Source organism: Terriglobales bacterium (assembly GCA_035651995.1).
GTDB lineage: Bacteria > Acidobacteriota > Terriglobia > Terriglobales > Acidobacteriaceae > DASRER01.
The window spans coordinates 48,351-68,760 of sequence record DASRER010000027.1 but is presented as its reverse complement, the minus strand read 5'-3'; the positions used below and the strand labels follow the sequence as shown (position 1 = coordinate 68,760).

Here is a 20,410-nt window from a genome sequence, read left to right as displayed (position 1 = left end):
CTTGTCCAGCGACAGGTCCGCCACCAGCTTGCGCAGCCGGTTGTTCTCGTCGCGCAACTGCTTGGCCTCCTGCGCCTGCGTCGCGTCCATCCCGCCGTACTTCGCCTTCCAGGAGTACAGCGTGTGCTTGCTCACGCCCACTTCCCGCGCCACATCCTCCGCCCGCCGCCCTGCGTCCATCTGCTTCAGTGCTGCGATCATCTCCGCTTCCGTATGCCGGCTCCGAGACATGCTCCTCCCCTCGCTCTCCGCTTCTGCAAAGTGTGAAATCATACTCAGAGATGTGCGGATTTAGGGGGGCAGGTCACCCGCTCACCACGAGGATGGAGTTAACATCAACGTTCGTATTCAGGAGTGTGCGGAGTAAGGGGGCAGGTCAAGGGGAGCAGGTCACTCCGCAGCGGCGAATCGCAAAGGGTCGGGCACCGCCCGCTGGAGGCTCATCGCATCGCAAACTGCATGGACGCCGAATTTCTTGTCAAGGGTTGGACGGCTCGCGCATAGGCGAGAGCGATAGATTGATCTCGTGAGACTCGTTAGGCACACCTCGTAATACGAGAGTTGTCACGGCGACCGAAAACCCGGGAGCCGATGCATACACGAGGTACTGGCCAGCGCGAGACAGTTCCACTTGGTATTTGCCCTCATGATCAGTCTTGACTTGTTTTCCTAGCTGCTCATTGAAGCAATTCATGATTGTGACATCCGCATTCCGCATCGCGACTCCGTTCGTCGAATGCACTGCGCCCGTTACTTTCAAGGACGGGAAATCGGTCAGCTCCCCGACACGAAGACCTACATTGAGAATTCTCTTCTCGCCTGGTGACAGATAAAAGGATCGCTGCTCTTCGTGAAAACCAGGGGAAATCACGCTGATCGTAATATCCCCTTGGCGAACGCTGAGAAGCTTATACGCCCCGTTCTTGTCACTCACTGTCGATAACCGGTTGATACCAGGGAGCTGCGGCCACATAACCTCGACCTTGGCTGACGAAATCGACCGGCCGAAGAGGTCAGTCACTTTGCCCTCAATCGATCCAAGCGACGCAGGGCTGGAATAGGCATGGGGCGAAATGGCAAGAAGTCCAAGAATCGCTGCCCAGATTCGGTGGGTCATTCGCATCGGTAGTCCCTATGCCTACTTTGCGCAGTGTTTCTTGATGAAGTCAGAAATATTCTTCGTGTTCTTTTCGTCTACCGTTATACCCAAGGCTTTCTGAATATCCGTATCAAAAAAACTCGTGCCGCCCAGGCTTCCGCCGTACCCGTGTGACCTGCCCCCCGTTTTTAGTCCAGGGATAATGAGACTTTCTCCGGGTTTTGTTCGCCCCGCAGCGTAGCGGGGATGGGGGGTGTGGGGAGGGGCCGGTGTTTGAGGTCCCTTGCCCCACTCCAGCTCTGTCGAAGCTTTTGCTCGCTGCTGCAAACTCCTCCGGGGTGCGATAGCCGAGCGCCGAGTGTGAGCGCTCCTGGTTGTAATACCGCTGCCAAGCCGTGATGGTTCGCCGCGCGTCGGCGAGCGAAGTGAACCAGCTCTCGTTCAAGCACTCGTCACGGAACTTGCCGTTGAAGGTCAGACGCTCGAAACGTCTGTCGCCTGTCCAGTGACGGACGTTACATCGTCACCGAATACTTCCGGTCAGTCGTGGCTCGCCAGCGCCGGCTCGAGCGTCTCCTCGGGCGCCTTCTTCCCTTTCTTGAAGGTCCGCGCCATAAACTGCTGGAAGTGCTCCATATAAATGTAGAACACCGGCGTCAGGTAAAGGGTGATGAGCTGCGAGAAGACCAGCCCACCGACGACCGCCAAGCCGAGCGGGCGGCGTGATTCCGACCCGGCGCCCCAGCCCAGCGCGATGGGCAGCGTGCCCATGAGTGCCGCCATGGTGGTCATCATGATGGGACGGAAGCGCACCAGGCAGCCGTAGTAGATGGCCTCCTCCGGCTTCTGGCCGTTGTTGCGCTGCGCGTCGAGCGCGAAGTCGATCATCATGATGGCGTTCTTCTTCACGATGCCGATCAGCATGATGATGCCAACGAACGCGTACAGGTTGAGCTCGTTGGTGCTGCGGAGAAACGAGGGCATCCACGGGCGTGAGAACAGGTAGAGCGTGAGCAGCGCGCCGAAGCCGGCCGAGGGCAGGCCGGAGAGAATGGTGATCGGGTGGATGAAGCTCTCATACAGAATCCCGAGAATGATGTAGATCACCAGGATCGACATCACCAGCAGCACGCCCAGTCCAACCATGGACGACTGGAAGGCCTGCGCCGCGCCCTGGAAGTTGGTGGCGATGGTCGAGGGCAGCGTCTCGCGCGCCGTCCTGTAGATCTCCTCCACGGCGGTGCCCAGCGGGAAATCCGGCCGCAGGTTGAAGGACAGCGTGACCGAGGGCGACTGGCCCATGTGGTTCACGGTGAGCGGGCCCATGTTGCGCTCGATTTTCGCCACCGAGCTGAGCGGAATCAGTTGTCCGCTGTTGGAGCGGATGTAGAGCAGCCCCAGCGCGTTCGGATCACGCTGGAACTGCGGCTCGACCTCCACCACGACCTTGTACGCGTTGTTGGGCGCGTAGATGGTCGAAATCTGGCGCGAGCCGTAGGCGCTGTAGAGCGACTCCTCGATTTGCTGCGGCGTGAGGCCCACGGCGGAAGCCTTGTCGCGGTCAATCTTGACGTTCACCTGCGGGTTCTTGAGCTGCAGGTCGCTGGTCACATCGAGCAGGCCCGGCAGCTTGCGCATCTTCTCCAGCATGATGGGCGCGTAGCGGTAGAGCTCGTCCGTATCGGGACTCTGCAGGGTGAGCTGGTACTGGCTCTTGGTGAGCTGGCCGCCAATGCGGATGGGCGGCGGGTTCTGCGGGAAGACCTGAATGCCGGGCACCACTGAGAGCTTAGTGCGCAGCTTCTGGATGACCTGGTCGACGTGCGGGCGCTTGCTGCGGTCGTCAATCAGGCGGAGGAAGAGCATGCCCTGGTTGGCCGAGCCGCGGGGCACGCTGGAGAAGTAGTCCTGCACCCAGGCCTTCAGCTCCGGGTCAGTTTTCACGATGTTGGCCAGCGCCTTCTGATGGGCCACCATGTCGTCGAACGAAATTCCCTGCGCCGCTTCGGTGAAGCACACGATCTGCCCGGTGTCTTCGCTGGGCAGGAAGCCGGTGGGCATGTTGAAGCCCATGTAAACGGTGGCCACCAGCACGATCAACGAGACCACCATCACCGTGCGGCGATGCGCCATAGCGACTTTGAGCGTGCGGTCGTAGAGGTGAAGGGTGGAATCGAATGCCTTCTCCACCAGGTTGTAAATGGCGCCGTGCTTCTGGTCGTGGGGCGGACGCAGGAAGCGGCTGCACGCCATGGGGGTGAGGGTGAGGGAAACGAACCCGGAAACCAGGATCGCGACGCCGATGGTGACGGCGAACTCGTGCAGCAGACGGCCGAGGATTCCGCCCATGAACACTACCGGGATGAAAACGGCGGCCAGCGACAGCGTCATGGAGAGAATGGTGAAGCCGATCTCGCGCGAGCCGCGCAGCGCCGCCTGGAAGGGCGGCTCGCCCATCTCCATGTGGCGGACGATGTTTTCCAGCATCACGATGGCGTCGTCGACCACGAACCCGACGGAGAGGGTGAGCGCCATCAGCGACAGGTTGTCCACGCTGTAGCCGAGCAGGTACATCGCCGCGAACGTGCCCACGATCGACATGGGCAGCGCCAGGCTGGGAATCACGGTGGCCGAGAGGTTCCGCAGGAAGAGGAAGATCACCATGATCACCAGCGCGATGGTGAGCATGAGGGTGAACTTCACATCGCGCACCGACTCGCGGATGGCCACTGAGCGATCGCTGCGGATCCCCAGTTTTACGGTTGGCGGGAGCTGCGCCTGGAACGTGGGGAAGAGCTTCTTGATGTTGTCAACGACTTCAATGGTGTTGGTGCCGGGCTGCTTCTGGATGGGCAGGATGATGGTGCGCTGGTCGCCCGACCAGCTTGCCGACTTGTCGTTCTCCACGCTGTCGAAGACATGGCCGATCTGCTCCAGCCTGACCGGCGCGCCGTTGCGGTAGGCGACGATGAGCGGGCGGTAGGCCTCGGCGGTGTTGATCTGGCCGGTGGCCTGCACGGTGTAGGCCTGGTTGTGTCCCCAGAGAATTCCGGTGGGCAGGTTGACGTTGCCGTTCTGGATCGCGTTGACGACTTCGTTGATGCCGATCTGCGCGCTGGCCATCTTGCGCGGATCGAGCTGAGCGCGCACCGCGTACTTGGCGGCGCCGAAGACGTTGACCTGCGCCACGCCGGGCACCATGGAGATGCGCTGCGCGATCAGCGTCTCGGCGTACTCATCCACGTCGGAGAGGCGCATCGTGTCGGAGGCGACGTTCAGGTACAGCACCGGCTGATCGGCGGGATTCACCTTCTGGTACGAAGGCGGGGTGGGCATGTCGGGCGGCAGGTCGCGCGCCGCCTTGGCGATCATGGCCTGCACGTCCTGCGCGGCCGCGTCGATGTTGCGGTCGAGGGTGAACTGCAGCGTGATCTGCGTGTTCCCCAGTTGGCTGGTGGAGGTCATCGAGTCCAGGCCGGGGATGGTGGAGAACTGCTTCTCCAGCGGCATGGCGACCGCCGAAGCCATCGTCTCCGGGCTGGCGCCGGGCAGGTTGGCGTTCACCTGGATGGTGGGGAAGTCGACGTTGGGCAGGTCGCTGACCGGCAACTGGCGGTAGGCAACGATGCCGAACAGCAGAATGGCGATCATGACCAGGGTGGTCATGACCGGCCGTCGAATGAAAAGTTCAGCGATGCTCATTGTCCGCTGGCCTGCCTGCCGCGCTGCGCAGCGGTGTCGCTGCTGGCGCTGGCCTCTGCCGGTGTAGACGTGGCGCCTCGCGCCGCGCCTGCTCCGGCTCCGCTTCCCTGCGCCGCCTTGGGCGTTTCGCTGCCCGCCGGCGGCGCGTTCACCGCGCTCTTGATGTCAACCCTGGCGTCGGGCTGGAGACGCAGCTGTCCGTCGGTGACCACCGTCTCGCCGGCCTGCAGGCCGCTGCGGACGACCGTCTGGTCGTTGATGGTGCGCTCTACCATCACGTCGCGGCGCTGTACCGTGTTGTCCTGCCTGACGACGTACAGGAACGGGCCGTTCTGGCCGTTCTGGATCGCCGAAGACGGAACTACCAGCGCGTTCGGTTCAACCGCCAGGGTCAGCACCAGGTTCACGAACTGGCCGGGCCACAGGCGCCGCTCGGTGTTCGCGAAGGTGCCCTTCAGCTTGATGGTGCCGGTCTGCGGATCAACTGCGTTGTCCACGAAGGTGAGCGTGCCTTCGACCGGAGCGCCGCCATCGGCCACCATCGCGCGAACAGCGAGCTTGCCCAGCGCCATGTACTTCTTCACGTCGGCCAGGTTCTGCTCGGGAATGCTGAACTCGGCGTATATCGGCGTGACCTGGTTGATGCTCACCAGCACGGGAACATCATTGGCCTTGACGACATTGCCGGGATGCACCAGCACGTCGCCGGTGCGTCCGCTGATGGGCGCGTAAATCTGCGTGTACTGGAGCTGGACGCGTGAGTACTCGACCTGGGCCTTGTCGGCGTTTACGGCGGCTTCGAGCGCGGCGGCGTTGGTGGTCATCTGCTCGGCCTGCTGCGCCGAGACCACGCCTTCTTTCAGCAGAGCGGTGAAGCGCGCAGCCTGCGCGCGGGCATTGGCCAGGTCGGCCTGGTCCTTGGCGAGCTGCGCTTGCGCGCGCGCCAGGTCAGCTTCGAACGGACGGCGGTCGAGCGTGAACAGCAGGTCGCCCTGCTTCACGTCCTGCCCCTGGGTGAAGTGCACCGCGGTGACGATGCCGTTCACCTGCGACTTGATCATCACCGAGGTAAACGCCTGCACGTTGCCAATGGACGACAACTCAAGTGGCACGTTCCTTACCGTGGCCGTGGCCACCGACACCGGCACCGTCTGCGGAGCGGCCGGGCCCGCCGCCTTCTTCTCCGAGCAGCCGGCCAGCAACAGCAAGATTGCCGTGATGGGCGGCAGCCATGCCGCCGGACGGCGCGCCGCGTTCTGTAGCGTGATGTGCTTCATCGGTCCCCGTTTCGTGTCTGCGATCTGTGGGCGGCGCCGTTCACACGAGCCACGGCTCGCCGGCTGCGTGGATCCCCTGGCGCGCTGCCGTTTTGCGCTCCCGCCTCGCGGACCTGCACTCCGCGCAGCCACGTCTCGGCTACGGTGCGCGCGACGAGGTCAGCGTCGTACCGGCGCAGCTTGCCGCCGCCAAACAGTTCCTGCACCCAGTTGTGGTAGACGACCATGCCCAGAAACATGCGCGCCCCCAGCACCGGGTCCACCGGTCGGAAGGCGCCCGCTTCGATGCGCTCCTGGATGTACTCACCCAGCGCGTAGTAGACCTCCGAGACGTAGGTGCGAAAGAAGCGTTCGCTCAGCTCGTGCCGTTCGAGCGAGCTGAACAGCAGCAGGCGGGTCACGTCCTGGTCTTTGCGGGTGCGCTCCAGCATGGCGCGCGCGATGGCGGTAAAGATTTCCGTCTCGCTGGCGCCGCTGCAAAGTTTTTCCTGGATCATCTGTCGCCGGCCCGCGGTGCGGCACTTGCGCTCGATGATGGCCCAGTAGAGGTCCTGCTTGGTTGGGAAATGACGGAAGATGATGGCTTCGTTGACGCCGGCCTTTTCCGCGATGCGGCGCGTGGTGGTCCCGTTGAAACCGTGGCGCGCGAACAAGGGGATGGCGGAGTCGAGGATCTGCTCGCGCCGGTCTTCCGGACCCAAGCGGGAGTTCAGGCGTGAAGCGGTGCGCGCCGGCGCTCGTCCCGGCATACGGGATGTGACGAGGGTGGCCAAGTTGTAAGTGTCCACTTACTTTGTATCGTTTCAAACACCCCAAGTCAACCAGAGTTGTTGAACAGCCGGTAAAAGTTCCGGGGTAGGGGACGAGCGGCGCAGGCCGGCTTCCGCCGGGTGCTCCCGCCGGCTTTCCGCGGCCCCTTATAATCGTTTTATCTTGAGGCGCTCCCGGTTGTTCTGTGCATTCCTGCTGCCGGTGCTCGCGGCAGCGGCCCCGGCCCAGTTCCACGCGCCCACGGCGCAGACCATTGTGGTCATGCCGTTCGAGAACCAGTCGCACGCGCCGGGACTGGAGTGGATCAGCGAGGCCTTCCCGGAAGTGATTGGGCAGCGGCTGCGCTCGCCTTCCCTGTTCGTCATGGGACGCGAGGAGCGCCTTTACGCCTTCGACCGGCTGGGCGTGCCGGCCGGCCTGCGCCTGTCGCGCGCCACCATGTACCGCATCGCCGAGGAAATGGACGCCGACTACGCCGTGCTGGGCAGCTTCAACTACGACGGCCAGACGTTCTCCGCCACAGCCCAGGTGCTCGCCATCAAGGGCATGCGGCTTTTTCCGCCGGCGACCGAGACTGGCCCGCTGCTCAACATTCTGGAAGTGCAGAGCGCCCTGGCGTGGAACGTGCTCCGTGTCCTCGAACCGGAAACGCTCGCCGCCAAGAATTCGTTTGTGGCGGCGGCAGCGCCCATCCGGCTGGACGCGTTGGAGAACTACGTCCGCGGCGTGACCGCCACCGAACGCGCGCAGAAGCTGCGCTATCTGCGCGAAGCGGTGCGGCTCAATGCGGGCTACACGGCGGCCATTCTCCAGCTCGGGAAGGCGTACTTCGCCGGCCGCGATTACGAGAACGCCGCGCTCTGGCTGGCGAAGACGCCGCGCACGGCTCCTCAGGCCGGCGAAGCGGCATTCTTCGAGGGCCTGGCCGACTACTACCTGGGCGCGTTCGACAAGGCCGAAGCTGCATTCACCACCGTTGCCGCGCGGCTGCCGCTCACCGAAGTCTGCAATAACCTGGGCGTGGTGACCTCGCGACGCGGCAAACACGCCGCGGCGCTCGACTACTTCCAGAAGGCTGTTCAGGCCGATCCGAACGACCCGGACTATCGCTTCAACCTCGCGGTCGCGCTGTTCCGCAACGGCGATACGGCCGGAGCGTCGCGGCAACTGCGCGAGGCGCTGGCGCGGCGTCCGGGAGACAGCGAGGCCAAGGCTTTTTTGGATTCGCTCAGCTCGATCCGCGGCCCGGAACCGGCCGCGGCCGGCTCGCGCGTGCCGCTGGAGCGCATCAAGCGCAACTACGACGAGGTTTCCTTCCGGCAGATGGCGCTCGAGATGCAGAACGCCGCCGAAGCCCGCATGGCACGAACCGATCCGGCGACCCACGCCGCCTTCCACGTGGAGCGCGGGCGCCAGTTCCTGGCCGACGGATTCCTGCTCGAGGCCGAGCAGCAGTTCCGCGAGGCAGTGATGCTCAACCCGGCCAACGCCGCGGCGCACCTGGGCTGGGCGGCGGCCCTGGAAAAGTCGGACGCGGCGCGCTCGCGCAGCGAAGCTCTGGCGGCGGTGCGGCTGCAGCCTTCGGCGGAAGCGTATCTCATCCTCGCCCGCCTCGATTTGCGCGACAATAGGACAGACGAAGCCGCCGCGAACGTGGCGCGCGCGCTCGAACTGGAGCCGGCCAACGCGGCTGCGCTCACTTTGCAGCGCGCCGTCGCCGCGCGCCAGGGCGCCGCATCCGCGGCCACGCCACAGCCATGAACGCTGGGTTGGTCCATCGCCGGGAACCGCGGGGGAGACGCAGCAAGCCAGGTCTCCACGCCTGCGTCCTCGTGTGGGCGCTGCTGCTGTGCGCGCCGGCGGCGGCGCAAGTCGTCAAGGTGACGATTGACGACATGATCCATCCCATCAGCGACGAGGTGATCGGCCGCGCCATCGATTACGCCCGCAACAATCACGCCGACGCCGTGCTCATCGAACTTTCCACGCCCGGCGGACTGGTGGACTCCACGCGTTCCATCGTGAGCAAGGTTCTCTCCTCGCCGGCGCCGGTGGTTGTTTACGTGGCGCCGACGGGGGCGCGCGCCGCCAGCGCCGGCTTCTTCATCCTCGAGGCAGCCGACGTCGCCGCGATGGCGCCCGGCACCAACACCGGAGCGGCGCACCCGGTGACCATCGGCGGCGGGGACAAGCTCGATCCCGTGATGAAGGAGAAAATGGAGAATGATGCCGCCGCCTTCATGCGCTCCTACACCAGCAAGCGCGGGCGCAACAGCCAGGCCGCCGAGAGCGCCGTGCGGCAGTCGAAATCCTTCACTGACCAGGAAGCAATGCAGCAGCACCTGATCGACGTGGTCGCGCGCGACCGCGAGGACCTTTTCCGCCAGCTCGATGGGCGCACGGTAACGCGCTTCGACGGCAACAAGGTGACTCTCCACCTCGCCGGCAAACCGGTGCACGAAGTTCCCTACTCGCTGAAGCAGCGCATCCTCAGCTTCATCATGGATCCAAACGTCGCCTTCGTGCTGCTGGCCGTGGGCATGCTGGCGCTCTACGCCGAGTTCAATCATCCCGGCGCCGTCGTGCCTGGCGTGGTCGGCTTCATCTTCATCCTGCTGGCGGTGTTCGCACTGAACATTCTGCCCACCAACTATGCGGCGGTGGCGCTCATCCTGCTCGGGTTCACGTTTTTCGCGCTCGAGGCCAAGTACAGCGCGCACGGCGTGCTGGGACTCGGCGGCATTGTGGCGCTCACGCTCGGCGGCCTATTGCTGGTTGACGGGCCTATTCCCGCGATGCGCGTGCACCTCTCCACCGCGCTGGCGGTCAGCGTTCCGCTGGGCGCGATCACCATGTTCCTGATGGCGCTGGTTGTGCAGGCGAGGCGCAAGAAAAGCATGACCGGCATCGAAGGCCTGGTCGGCGCAGTAGGCGTGGCGCGCTCGCCGCTCAGTCCAGAAGGAAAAGTCTTCATCCAGGGCGAGTTGTGGAACGCCGTCTCGCCGGTCGCCATCGGCGTAGGCGAGCCGGTGCGCGTGCGTGAGGTCGAGGGGCTGCTGTTGCACGTGGAACCGGCCAAGAACTAGCTCCTGGCACTGGCTGCTTGCTTCTGGCTTCAATCCGGCTTGGTGGCTTCGTTGTTCGCCCGGCAGCTAGCAGCCAGTGGCCGGCAGCGGTTAGAATTCCCGCGCTCACCGCAACAGGAGGCTGCCCGTGCCGTCTACCGCGATCATCGTCACTATCGTCGTTGTCTACCTGCTGAGCTGCATCAAGATCCTGAACGAGTGGGAGCGCGGCGTGATCCTGCGCTTCGGACGCGTGCTCGGCCGGCCGAAGGGTCCGGGCATCATCTTCGTATTCAAGCCGGTGGACCGCATCCGCCGCGTGTCGCTGCAGCAGGAGGCGTTCGAAGTCCCGCCGCAGGACATCATCACGCGCGACAACGTTACCCTGAAGGTGAACGCGGTCATCTTCCTCAAGGTCAGCGATCCCGTGCGCGCCGTGGTCACGGTGGACAACTACCGCTACCAGACGTCGCAATTCGCGCAGACCACGCTGCGCTCCGTGCTCGGCGAAGTGGAGCTCGACGAGTTGCTCGCGCACCGCGACAAGATCAACCTCCGCCTGCAAAGCATCCTCGACCAGCACACCGATCCCTGGGGCGTGAAGGTCACCACCGTGGAAGTGAAGCAGGTCGACATGCCCGAGAGCATGCTGCGCGCCATGGCCAAGCAGGCCGAAGCCGAGCGCGAGAAGCGCGCCAAGATCATCCACGCGGAAGGCGAGTACGCCGCGGCGCAGCGCCTGGTCGAGGCCGCGCAACTGCTGGCCACGCAACCCACGTCCATCCAACTGCGCTACCTGCAAACACTGACCGAGATCGGGGTGGAGAAAAACACCACCATCGTCTTCCCCCTGCCGATCGATATCCTGAGCGGCATCCAGAAGCTGATTGGTCAACAGGTAGGCCATTCGCAAGGCTGAGGTTCCGGCACATAATGGCGCTGTCGGCTTCCGGCTTGAATTCGGAGACCCGCATGACTGGGTCCCGAGTGGCGGCCGCACCGCAGGGCGAGCTTGCGCTCGTGTCGCGAGAGCTGCGGGCCGATAGCCGATAGCGACTCTGGAGCCTTCATGCGTGAAGCACAGGACACGGAAATCATGCTGGGGACGGGCCGCCTGCTCGTCCTCTTCTTTGGACTCGTCGTAGTGTGCGCCGTCTTCTTCGGCCTGGGATTCACTCTGGGCCGCAGCTCACCGCACGGCGTGGCCGAAGCCGCCGTCGCGCCCGCGAGCGCGCCTGCGCCGGCGGTGGTGGCTGGCGGCAAGCCCGCGGCCACGCGCTCGGCTGCTGAACCGTCCAGCGAGTGCGCCACGGCGCCGTGCGAGAAGCCTTCCACCTCCGACGAGCTCGCCTTCTACCGGAACGCGCCGGAGAAACCGGCGGAAGCCGCTTCAGCCGCTGCTTCTGCTGTGAGTCCGCCGAAACCAGCCGAGCGCGAGACGCCGCGCCCGGCCGCTTCGTCGGCGACGCCGGTTTCAGGATTCGTTGTGCAGATTGCCGCCGTGACCAAGCGCGACGATGCGGACGCGCTGGCCGCCGCCCTGCGCAAGAAGAACTATCCCGTCTTCACCGTTCCCGATTCCAACGACAGGCTCTTCCACGTGCAAGTGGGCCCGTTCCCCGATCGCAAAGACGCCGCCGCGATGAAAGACCGGCTGGCGGGCGATGGGTATAACGCGATTGTGAAGTAGGTCCGTTCGGCGACGTTCATCGTCCCCGGCACTTGGCATTTAGCAGTTGGCATTGGCCGTCCAGTTTCCACCGGGAGGCACAGGGGCCAAATACCAATTGCTGAGCGCTCGTGGCCGGTTTTCAGTCCGTATCGAACCTCTGCTCCTTAAACGGGTCGCCGTAGATGTGGTAACCGTTGCGCTCCCAGAATCCGGCGTGCTCCTGCTCCTGGAATTCGAAGCCGCGCAGCCATTTCACCGACTTCCACGCGTACAGATGCGGCACGATCAGCCGCAGCGGGCCACCGTGCTCGGCGGTGAGCGGAGAGCCGTCGTGGTGCGTGGCAAGCAGCACGTTGTCGCGGTCGAGATCGGCCAGCGGGACGTTGGCGGTGTATCCCTGCTCGCCGTGGATGAGGACGTATTTCGCGCCCGGCTTCGGCTTCATCCGCTTGAGCAACTCGCGAAACGCCACGCCTTCCCAATGATTGTCGAAGCGGCTCCAGCGCGTAACGCAATGGAAGTCGCTGGTCACGCGAACGCGCGGCAGGCGGTTGAACTCGTCCCAGGTGAAACGCAGCGGCGATTCCACTGCGCCGAACAACTTCAGGTCCCATCGCGCCGGATCGAAGTGGGGCACCGAACCGTAGTGCAGAACGGGCCACTTGAGCGTCAGCGCCTGGTTGGGCGGCAGCCGGCCCGCGGCCTTCATCTTGGCTTCCAGTTGCCTGCGTTCGTTTCCGCTGAATACGCCGCTAAACATGGATTGCTCCGCGGGATTGGATTCGCGGTCCGGGAAATAGTTTCGCGCGAGAAGTACGATTTACGAAGTACGATTTGTGAAGTGGCTTCGTCGCGAGCTGTTCGGGTGCGTCCTTCGTAAATCGCGAATCGTACTTCATACTTGCATGCGCCTTCTCATCGCCACCTCGAATCCCGGCAAGCTGCGCGATTTCGCCGGGGCCGCCACGGGACCGTGCGTGGAAGTTCTCGCGCTGCCCGGCTTCGCTGCCCTGCCCGGCATCATCGAAGACGCGCCCGCGTTTGAAGGCAACGCGCGCAAGAAGGCTGAGCACTACAGCCGGTTTGCGCCGGGCGAGATTGTCGTCGCCGACGACTCCGGCCTGGAGGCAGACCCGCTCGGCGGCAAACCCGGCGTGCACTCGGCGCGCTACGCCGACTACGCCGCCGGCGTCGTGGACCTCTCGTCGGCCGGCAACACCCATGACGCCGACAACAACGCGCGCCTGCTGCGCGATCTCGATGACGTGGCTGACGAGCGGCGCACGGCGCGCTTTGTCTGCGTGCTCGCCGCCGCCCGCGACGGCAGGACGCTGGCGACGTTTCGAGGCGAAGCGGCGGGCGTGATCCTGCGCGCGCCGCGCGGCTCGGGCGGCTTCGGCTACGACCCGTTGTTCTTCTTACCGGCGATCGGCAAGACCTTCGCCGAACTCTCCGCCGAAGAGAAGGCGCGCTACAGCCACCGTGGGGCCGCGTTCAGGAAGTTGCTGGAGTGGTGCCGGACGGCCCTGCCCCAACATTAGTGATGGCGCCGTCTTGCGGGCGAAGCCGCCCGCGTCCGCACGGGCATGAGTGGCGTGGCCGTCCGGGTTCACCTGAACAGCGTTGGTTTGGCAAGCCGTCAATGCAGGTCCTTCGCTGGCTCGGGATGACAAGTTTTGGGCTTCGAGTCTCCTTCGTGGCCTTTGTGCTTCCTTCGTGTCCCTTGTGGTTAGCTTTGCTTTCCTCCAACGGAACCTAAATCTTTACCGCTACCAAGTACCTGCAATAAACTCCACGCGCCATGAACACTTCATCTGCCCGGTGGTTTCGCGCGGCTGCTGTCCTGGCCGTGCTTGTCCTGGTCTCCTCTTTTGCGCTCGCGCAGGCCAAGCGCCCGCTTACGCATCGTGACTTCGACGCCTGGCGCGACATCGTTACGCCCACCCTTTCAGCCGACGGCAAGTTCCTCGTCTACGGCCTGTTCCCACAGGAGGGCGACGGCGAGATCGTCGTCCGCAACCTGCTAACGAAGGCCGAGTGGCGGCAGCCGGCAGGCGAGCGTCCTGAGCCGCCGCCGGTGAATCAGGCTGAGCTCGGGCCCGAGGCGGGACAACCGCAGGCTCGCAATATCTCCATCGCCTTCGCGCCCGACGGAAGCTACGTGGCTGTGTCCACGTTTGCGAAGCATGCCGACGTCGCCGCCGCGAAGAAGGCCCGCAAGCGCCCGGACCAGATGCCCAAGGGCGGCATGGTGATCGTGAACCTGGCGACGGGCGAAGCGGTGCGCGTGGATCGGGTGAAAAGTTTTGCCACGCCCGAGAAGTCCGGCGCCGTGCTCGCGTACTTGCGCGAGCCGGATGAGGCGCCCGCCGGCCGCGGCGCGACCGAGGGACGCAGTGAAGAAGGCGCGCCTGAAGCCGGCGCCGGCACTGCCGTCCCCGGCGCAGGTCCGGGGCCCGGTTCCGAGCCGGCCGGCGGCGCGCCCCGTGGACGCGGCGATCGTCCCGAGTTCGGCTCCGAACTTGTCCTGCGCGACCTGAGCAATGGCGGGGAGCGCACGCTGGCCGACGTGCTCGAGTACAGCCTTTCGAAGGACGGCGCGCTGCTGGTCTATGCGGTGTCGTCGCGCAAGTCGCCGGAGACCAACGGCGTTTACATCGTAGAGACACGCAGTGGCGGCGCCCCGCGCCCGCTGCTCGCGGGCAAAGGCAAGTATCGGCGCGTCACCTGGGACGAAGACCAGACGCAGATCGCCTTCCTTTCCGACAAAGACGACGCCGCGTCGCGCTCGCCCAGGCTCAAGCTCTACGGCTGGCAGCGCGCCGCCGCCGCGCCGGTCGAACTGGTTTCCTCGGCCGATCCCGGTTTTCGCGACAAATGCGTCATCAGCGACCGCGGCGCCATCAGCTTCAGCCGCGACGGCAAGCACGTTTTCTTCGGATGCGCTCCCGCCGCCGCGGAAGAAAAGCCGGTTGACCTGCCCGACGACGACAAGGTCTCGGTTGACCTGTGGCATTACAAGGACGACTACATCCAGCCGATGCAGAAGGTCCGCGCCGAAGTGGAGCGCACGCGCACGTTCCGCTGCGTCTATCACTTCGCAGAAAAGAAGATGGTGCAGCTCGCCGACCGCACCATGCCCGAGCTGACGCCCAGCGACGACGGACTGTGGGGCATCGGCGGCGACGACCGCGAGTATCGCCGCATGATCGAGTACGACACCCGCTACGTAGACTCGTACCTGGTCAACACGCTCACCGGCGAGCGCAAGCTGCTTGCCAGGAAACACATCGGCCAGGTCGCCTGGTCGCCGAGCGGCAAGTACACGCTCTACTACAACGGCAAGGACTGGATCACCGCCGCTGTGCCCGACGGCAAGCTCACAACGCTCACCGCCAACCTGGGCGTGAACTTCTGGCGTGAGGACAACGACACGCCCGAGCTGCCGCCGCCCTACGCGCGTGCCAACTGGACGCGCGACGGCAAGTGGGTGCTGCTCTACGACGAGTTCGACGTCTGGCGCGTTGCGCCCGACGGCTCATCGGCGAAAAACATCACGCTGGGTGCGGGCCGCAAGACGCACACCGAGTTCCGCTGGGTGCGGCTGAACAACGATCCCCGCGATCCGGATTCGCGCTGGGTTGACGGTTCGAAGCCCCTCACGCTGAAGGCCGTGAACAAAGACTCGCGCGACCAGGGCTTCTTCCGCACCACGCTGGACGCGACCGACCCGCCCAAGCAGCTCATCATGACGGCGCACGCCTACGGCGCGCCTACGCAGGCGAAGAACGCCGACGTCGTGATGGTCACCGAAGCCAGCTTCACGCAGTTCCCCGACGTCAAGATCACGGATCCGGCTTTTTCAAAACTTGAAACAGTGACGAACGCCAATCCGGAAAAGGCGCAGTTCACGTGGGGCTCGGAAGAACTCATCCACTACCGCAACGCCGACGGCGTGCTGCTGAGCGGGATTCTGTTCAAGCCGGAGAACTTCGATCCCGGCAAGAAGTATCCGCTGCTGGTGTACATCTACGAAAAGCTCTCGCAAAACTTCCACGACTTCATCACGCCGCGGCCCACGCACCGCATCAACACCACGTTCTTCGTGAGCAACGGCTACCTGGTGCTGATGCCCGACATCGTCTACACCATCGGACAGCCGGGGCAGAGCGCGCTCAAGTGCGTGCTGCCGGCCATCGATGCGGTCGTGGCGCGCGGCTTCGTGGACGAAAAAGCCATCGGCATCCAGGGCCACAGTTGGGGCGGATACCAGATCGCGTACATGATCACGCAGACCAACCGCTTTCGCGCCGTGGCCGCGGGCGCGCCCGTCTCGAACATGACCAGCGCCTACGACGGCATCCGCTGGGGCCCGGGCCTGCCCCGGCAGTTCCAGTACGAGCACTCGCAGAGCCGCATCGGCGGCACGCTGTGGGAGCGGCCCATGCTGTTCGTGGAGAACTCGCCGGTCTTCTGGGCCGACCGCGTGCGCACCCCCATCCTGATGCTGCACAACGACTCCGACGACGCCGTGCCGTGGTACCAGGGCATTGAGTACTACCTCGCCCTGCGCCGCCTGGGCAAAGAGGTTTACATGTTCACCTACAACGGCGAGCCGCACGGGCTGCGCCGCCGTCCCAACCAGAAGGACTACACGGTTCGCCTCCAGCAGTTCTTCGACTATTACTTGAAGGGCGCGCCGAAACCCGATTGGATGGAAAAGGGAATCCCGTACCTGGATCGCGACCAGGAAAAGCTGCGGCTGCACGAGGCAACGGGAGCGTACTGAGGGGGGCCGCTTCGCTTTGACGTCATCCTGAGCGAGCGCAGAGCGCGGGTCGAACGATCCCTGCCTGACCACGGTCCGTGGTGGAAGCAGGGATGCTTCGACTGCGCTTGCGCCGGCCTTCGCTCAGCATGGCCCTTCAGTTCGTTTCTTGCTTCAGCGGCCCTGAGCGCGCGGCGCTCAGGGCACGACGGTGATGCTCAGCTTCGGCGACTCGATCCGGTCCCGGTAAATCGCCCTGACGCCTCGCACCTCGCCCACTGCGTCGGCGTGGACCACATACACGCCGCCTCCCGGCGAGCCGCTGAACGGAATCACCTGCTCGGTCGGGCGCTCGGCCGATGCCGCCCGAGCGAAGTTGAAGTGCTGGTACCCGAGCGTAGTAGCGCGCCCAATCTGGTTCACGCTGACAATGATTACGGTCAAGTCCATGTCGTACTCACTGAAGTTCGCCACCACGATCTCGCCTCCTATCTCGCGTCCATTCACGGCAGGCGGCCGCGTCCAGCGCACCGCGAGCGGGCGATTTACGCGAACGCGATAGTCCCGGCGAGCGGCGGCCCTTGAGCTCACACTCATCGCCTCAACCGTGAATGCGTAGTCTCCGGTCGCCGCCGGTATGCCGTGGAGATATCCATCTCGATCCAGTTGCAGTCCTGCCGGGAGCTGTCCCGTAACAATGCGCCACTGCAGCGGCGTCGCCAGCCCGGGGGCGCGGAGTTGAAACATCACCAGCTTGCCCACCAAGGGCGGAGGCAACGTGTCAGGAACAATCGACGGAGCCGGACCGGAGGACGCAGTTTGCGCGTTTGCCAACGAGGTGATGAAGAACACCGCGGCGAGAACCAGGGTTGGGAGGAAATCTGGCGGAGCTGGTCGGGACCGAACTTGAGCCGTTCGGCGGGCGTGAGTGAAGCGGGAGGCCGCAGGCGAAAACCCGGGCGCTTCTTGCCAGGGAACTCGTAGCACCCGGCCGATCACGGTAAGGATTGGTGGAGCTAGTCGGGATCGAACCGACGACCTCATCGTTGCGAACGATGCGCTCTCCCAGCTGAGCTATAGCCCCACTGCGCTGATCTGGGACGAATTGATTTTAGCAGCGGCAGCGCGAAATTGGGAACCGCACTCGCGCGGCTATAATCATGAGAATGGCGTCGAAGCCAGCCACCACAATGAACGCGACGGCCCGCAAAGTCGCCGAAGCCGACTTCCCCACGCGCTGGGGACGCTTCCGCCTGTCCGGCTTTGAGGGCGCTCCCGACGCCAAAGGGACGCCGGAAACGGCCGTCGCGCTGGTCATGGGCGACGTTACGTCGTCGCCCGCGCTCGTGCGCATTCATTCGCAGTGCCTCACCGGCGACGTCTTCGGCTCGCTGCGCTGCGATTGCCGCCAGCAACTGGAGATGGCGCTCGCCATGATCGCAGCCCACGGCTCAGGCGTACTCGTCTACGAGCAGCAGGAGGGACGCGGCATCGGACTGATGGCCAAGCTCCAGGCGTACGAACTGCAGGACCGCGGCCTCGACACGGTGGAAGCCAACCAGGAGCTCGGCTTTGCCGCCGACCACCGCGAATACCAACTCCCAGGTGCGGTGCTGCAGGCGCTGGGCGTGCGCGAGGTGCGGCTCATCTCGAACAATCCCGAAAAGGTTGCGGCGCTGGAGCGCGCCGGCATCCGCGTGACCGAGCGCGTACCCTGCGAAGTCGAGCCCCACTCGCACGTGGAGAACTATTTGAAGACAAAGAAGGAGAAGATGGGGCACTTGTTCGGGAAGTGAGGTTCTCGCGCTTCGCGCTCAGCACTTAGCGTTTGGCCGTTGGCACTCGGCCCTTCAGCGTTGACCGCCGATCGCATCCGTCAGGGGGCCAAGCGCCAAGCGCCAATTGCTGAGTGCGGAATCACCCAAGCAGTCTCCCGATCCTTCCGCGCTTCCTCACCGGCAACTCGCGCATCGCGGCCCGCACCAGCGCCCGATACGCCTCCAGCGCGCCGGGCACGCGCCGCAGCGCCTTGACGTGCGCCGCGATCGTGGTCACGTCACCGCGCATCAGGGGTCCGCTGAACGCAGCCGCTGCTCCGTGCTTTTCGTAGTTCTCTACCGTGCGGCGCAGGATGGGCACAATCAGGCCGCGCGCCGCGCGCGGCGAAATTCCCGATGCCCGTGCCAGCCGCTCGGCAATAGTGAGCGTCGCCACGATCATGGGCGAGCTGAACGATCCGATGGCGTGGTAGAGCGCCTTGTCCCGTTTGCCGATGGTAAGGACCTGGCCGCCCAGGTCACGCGCGATGTTCTTCGCCAGCCGGACGGCGGCGGGATCGCCCTCCACGCCGAGCCAGACGCCGCGCATGATGGCTGCCGACAGCCGCGCGCCGCGTACGAAGGTCATCATGGGATGCACCGTGCCTACGGCGGCGCCGCGACGCCGGAGGGGCGACAGCAGCTCGCTGGAGAGCGCGCCGCTGGAGTGCAAAACGATCTTCCCGTTCCATCCCGCGCGGCGCGCCAACCTGCGCGCCAACGCCGCGATGGCATCGTCGGGCACTGCCAACCAGATGATCTCTGCGTCGAGCGCGGCATCGGCGAGCGGCACGGCGCTCGCGCCGACGCGCCGGCCCAACTGGCGGGCGCTGTTCGTCGGCGCCGAGCGCGTCACGATCTCCGGCACACGATATCCCGCGCCGCGCAGCGCCACGGCCATTGTGCTGCCCAGGGCGCCGGGGCCGATGATGGCGATCGTTGGTTTAGCTTCCAACTTCACGGTTCCCGGAGTTTACAGTTCACAGTCTACAGTTCACAGTCCGAGTCCTCGTCTCGAACGACGGTTTGCCGTGGACCGTGGACTGTAAACTGTGAACTCAATGCCCGAGAAGCCAACCCGCTCCCGCCCTGTTCGCGTGCTCAAGTCCACCACTGTCTTTCGCGGCCCAATCTTCTACGTCGTCTCCGACCGCGTCCTCGAACCGGGCGGCGTTGTGGTGCGGCGCGACATCATCCGGCATCCGGGCTCGGTGGTCATCATGCCGGTGGACGACACTGGCCGCGAGCCGCGCATTCTTCTCGCGCGCCAGTATCGCTACGCAGCCCAGGCACGCCTATGGGAGCTGCCGGCCGGGCGCATCGATCCGGGTGAGGGCGAGCTCGCCGGCGCCCGCCGCGAGTTGCTGGAAGAAACCGGCTACACCGCCGCGCACTGGCAGCTTGCCCTGCGCTTCTGGGTGAGTCCGGGGTTCCTCGACGAGACCATGGCCGTTTACATGGCCACCGGGCTGCGCCGTGGAAAGGCGTCGCCAGAGGAGGACGAATTCATCTCCAAGCGCTTCTTTCCGCTGCGCCATGCTGTCCGCTTGGTCATGGCACACCGCATCCAGGATGCCAAGACGATCGCGGCCGTCCTCTGGCTGGCGGCAAAGCAAGGCAAAAGGAAAAAGTAAAAAGGCAAAGGGAAACACTGCCGGGCGCTTTTGCCGTCTGCCTTCTGCCGTTCGCCTTTCCCTGACCTCCCGGACTCGTCCGTCGCTGGCATGTTGATTTCCTCGGAAATGCCCGTCCAGAGCCGTGTTCAAGTAGTTAACCATGTTGACAACACTGCGCGATGCGTTCAACAATAGTTGCTCAGCAGCAAACAGGCCTTCCCGGTAGGCAGCATCAGCTCGGTGAGTGCTAACCCTCTGGCCCGGCCCGCTTGAGGCAGTCCCGGCCGCGGTTGTCGCACGCGCGGCAGCCCGGCAAGTTCGGAGGAAAGAGCACGTGGCTCGTATGCGGGGAAAAGTGAAGTGGTTCAATAACGCCAAAGGCTTCGGATTCATCGGGAGAGACGACGGGCCCGATGTTTTCGTCCACTACAGCGCAATCAGCAGTGAGGGTTACAAGAGCCTGCAAGAAGGCGATGATGTTGAGTTTGAGATCGTTCAGGGCCAAAAGGGCCCGCAGGCCGACCAGGTCACCAAGGTTTCCTGACCGTTCCCAATTTCACCTCCCAACCCAGCCGCTCGGCTGGGTTTTGTTTTCCCAGTCGTTCAGTCTGTCAGTCGAACAG

General features: G+C 64.5%; 17 protein-coding genes, 1 tRNA gene and 1 pseudogene. 9 read left to right on the top strand and 10 right to left on the bottom strand.

The window, feature by feature from the left end; genetic code table 11:
• The 6 genes and pseudogenes from VFA60_10110 to VFA60_10085 form a co-directional block, all read right to left on the bottom strand.
• The coding region (locus tag VFA60_10110; protein ID HZQ92133.1) for a transposase at positions 1 to 231 on the bottom strand (231 nt) is incomplete at its 3' end.
• A 247-nt stretch (positions 232 to 478) separates the two neighbouring features.
• Entirely contained in the window at positions 479 to 1,123 is a 645-nt protein-coding gene (locus VFA60_10105) for a carboxypeptidase-like regulatory domain-containing protein (GenBank protein ID HZQ92132.1), read from the bottom strand.
• Between the two features lie 292 nt (positions 1,124 to 1,415).
• Positions 1,416 to 1,574, bottom strand: a pseudogene (locus VFA60_10100) (transposase).
• A 65-nt stretch (positions 1,575 to 1,639) separates the two neighbouring features.
• Positions 1,640 to 4,801 (bottom strand): efflux RND transporter permease subunit, encoded by a 3,162-nt coding sequence (locus VFA60_10095; GenBank protein HZQ92131.1) that lies wholly within the window; start codon positions 4,799 to 4,801, stop codon positions 1,640 to 1,642.
• Entirely contained in the window at positions 4,798 to 6,078 is a 1,281-nt protein-coding gene (locus VFA60_10090) for an efflux RND transporter periplasmic adaptor subunit (GenBank protein ID HZQ92130.1), read from the bottom strand. Before VFA60_10090 ends, VFA60_10095 begins: the two co-directional genes overlap by 4 nt.
• Positions 6,075 to 6,851: a TetR/AcrR family transcriptional regulator gene (locus VFA60_10085; protein HZQ92129.1), complete on the bottom strand. Its 777-nt coding sequence runs from the start codon at positions 6,849 to 6,851 to the stop codon at positions 6,075 to 6,077. Before VFA60_10085 ends, VFA60_10090 begins: the two co-directional genes overlap by 4 nt.
• 175 nt (positions 6,852 to 7,026) lie before the next feature.
• Here VFA60_10085 and VFA60_10080 point away from each other — a divergent pair, with 175 nt between their 5' ends.
• The 4 genes from VFA60_10080 to VFA60_10065 all read left to right on the top strand — a co-directional run bounded on the left by VFA60_10080 (position 7,027) and on the right by VFA60_10065 (position 11,604).
• Positions 7,027 to 8,610, top strand: coding sequence for a tetratricopeptide repeat protein (locus tag VFA60_10080; protein ID HZQ92128.1), 1,584 nt, complete (start codon positions 7,027 to 7,029; stop codon positions 8,608 to 8,610).
• Entirely contained in the window at positions 8,607 to 9,935 is a 1,329-nt protein-coding gene (locus VFA60_10075) for a nodulation protein NfeD (protein ID HZQ92127.1), read from the top strand. Before VFA60_10080 ends, VFA60_10075 begins: the two co-directional genes overlap by 4 nt.
• A gap of 127 nt (positions 9,936 to 10,062) precedes the next feature.
• A complete protein-coding gene (locus tag VFA60_10070; protein ID HZQ92126.1) occupies positions 10,063 to 10,833 on the top strand; it encodes an SPFH domain-containing protein in 771 nt (256 codons plus the stop codon).
• A gap of 150 nt (positions 10,834 to 10,983) precedes the next feature.
• Positions 10,984 to 11,604 (top strand): SPOR domain-containing protein, encoded by a 621-nt coding sequence (locus tag VFA60_10065; protein HZQ92125.1) that lies wholly within the window; start codon positions 10,984 to 10,986, stop codon positions 11,602 to 11,604.
• Between the two features lie 121 nt (positions 11,605 to 11,725).
• On the opposite strand, the gene VFA60_10060 is transcribed toward VFA60_10065, so the two are convergent.
• Complete coding sequence (locus VFA60_10060; GenBank protein ID HZQ92124.1) at positions 11,726 to 12,346, bottom strand: sulfite oxidase-like oxidoreductase; 621 nt, start codon at positions 12,344 to 12,346, stop codon at positions 11,726 to 11,728.
• A gap of 145 nt (positions 12,347 to 12,491) precedes the next feature.
• Here VFA60_10060 and VFA60_10055 point away from each other — a divergent pair, with 145 nt between their 5' ends.
• Complete coding sequence (locus VFA60_10055) at positions 12,492 to 13,127, top strand: non-canonical purine NTP pyrophosphatase (GenBank protein HZQ92123.1); 636 nt, start codon at positions 12,492 to 12,494, stop codon at positions 13,125 to 13,127.
• A gap of 260 nt (positions 13,128 to 13,387) precedes the next feature.
• Complete coding sequence (locus VFA60_10050; protein ID HZQ92122.1) at positions 13,388 to 16,375, top strand: prolyl oligopeptidase family serine peptidase; 2,988 nt, start codon at positions 13,388 to 13,390, stop codon at positions 16,373 to 16,375.
• A gap of 177 nt (positions 16,376 to 16,552) precedes the next feature.
• Here VFA60_10050 and VFA60_10045 read toward each other — a convergent pair whose 3' ends face one another.
• The gene (locus VFA60_10045) at positions 16,553 to 17,131 is read right to left on the bottom strand and encodes a putative Ig domain-containing protein (GenBank protein HZQ92121.1); all 579 of its coding nucleotides are present in this window, start codon (positions 17,129 to 17,131) and stop codon (positions 16,553 to 16,555) included.
• 231 nt (positions 17,132 to 17,362) lie between these two features.
• Positions 17,363 to 17,438, bottom strand: a tRNA-Ala gene (locus VFA60_10040).
• Between the two features lie 106 nt (positions 17,439 to 17,544).
• On the opposite strand from VFA60_10040, the gene ribA reads away from it, so the two are divergent.
• Positions 17,545 to 18,150 (top strand): GTP cyclohydrolase II, encoded by a 606-nt coding sequence (gene ribA / locus VFA60_10035; GenBank protein ID HZQ92120.1) that lies wholly within the window; start codon positions 17,545 to 17,547, stop codon positions 18,148 to 18,150.
• 121 nt (positions 18,151 to 18,271) lie between these two features.
• Here ribA and VFA60_10030 read toward each other — a convergent pair whose 3' ends face one another.
• The gene (locus VFA60_10030; GenBank protein ID HZQ92119.1) at positions 18,272 to 19,132 is read right to left on the bottom strand and encodes a Rossmann-like and DUF2520 domain-containing protein; all 861 of its coding nucleotides are present in this window, start codon (positions 19,130 to 19,132) and stop codon (positions 18,272 to 18,274) included.
• Positions 19,133 to 19,232: 100 nt separating this feature from the next.
• On the opposite strand from VFA60_10030, the gene VFA60_10025 reads away from it, so the two are divergent.
• Positions 19,233 to 19,805, top strand: coding sequence for an NUDIX hydrolase (locus VFA60_10025; protein HZQ92118.1), 573 nt, complete (start codon positions 19,233 to 19,235; stop codon positions 19,803 to 19,805).
• Between the two features lie 316 nt (positions 19,806 to 20,121).
• Positions 20,122 to 20,331, top strand: coding sequence for a cold shock domain-containing protein (locus VFA60_10020; protein HZQ92117.1), 210 nt, complete (start codon positions 20,122 to 20,124; stop codon positions 20,329 to 20,331).
• Positions 20,332 to 20,410: the final 79 nt, after the last annotated feature.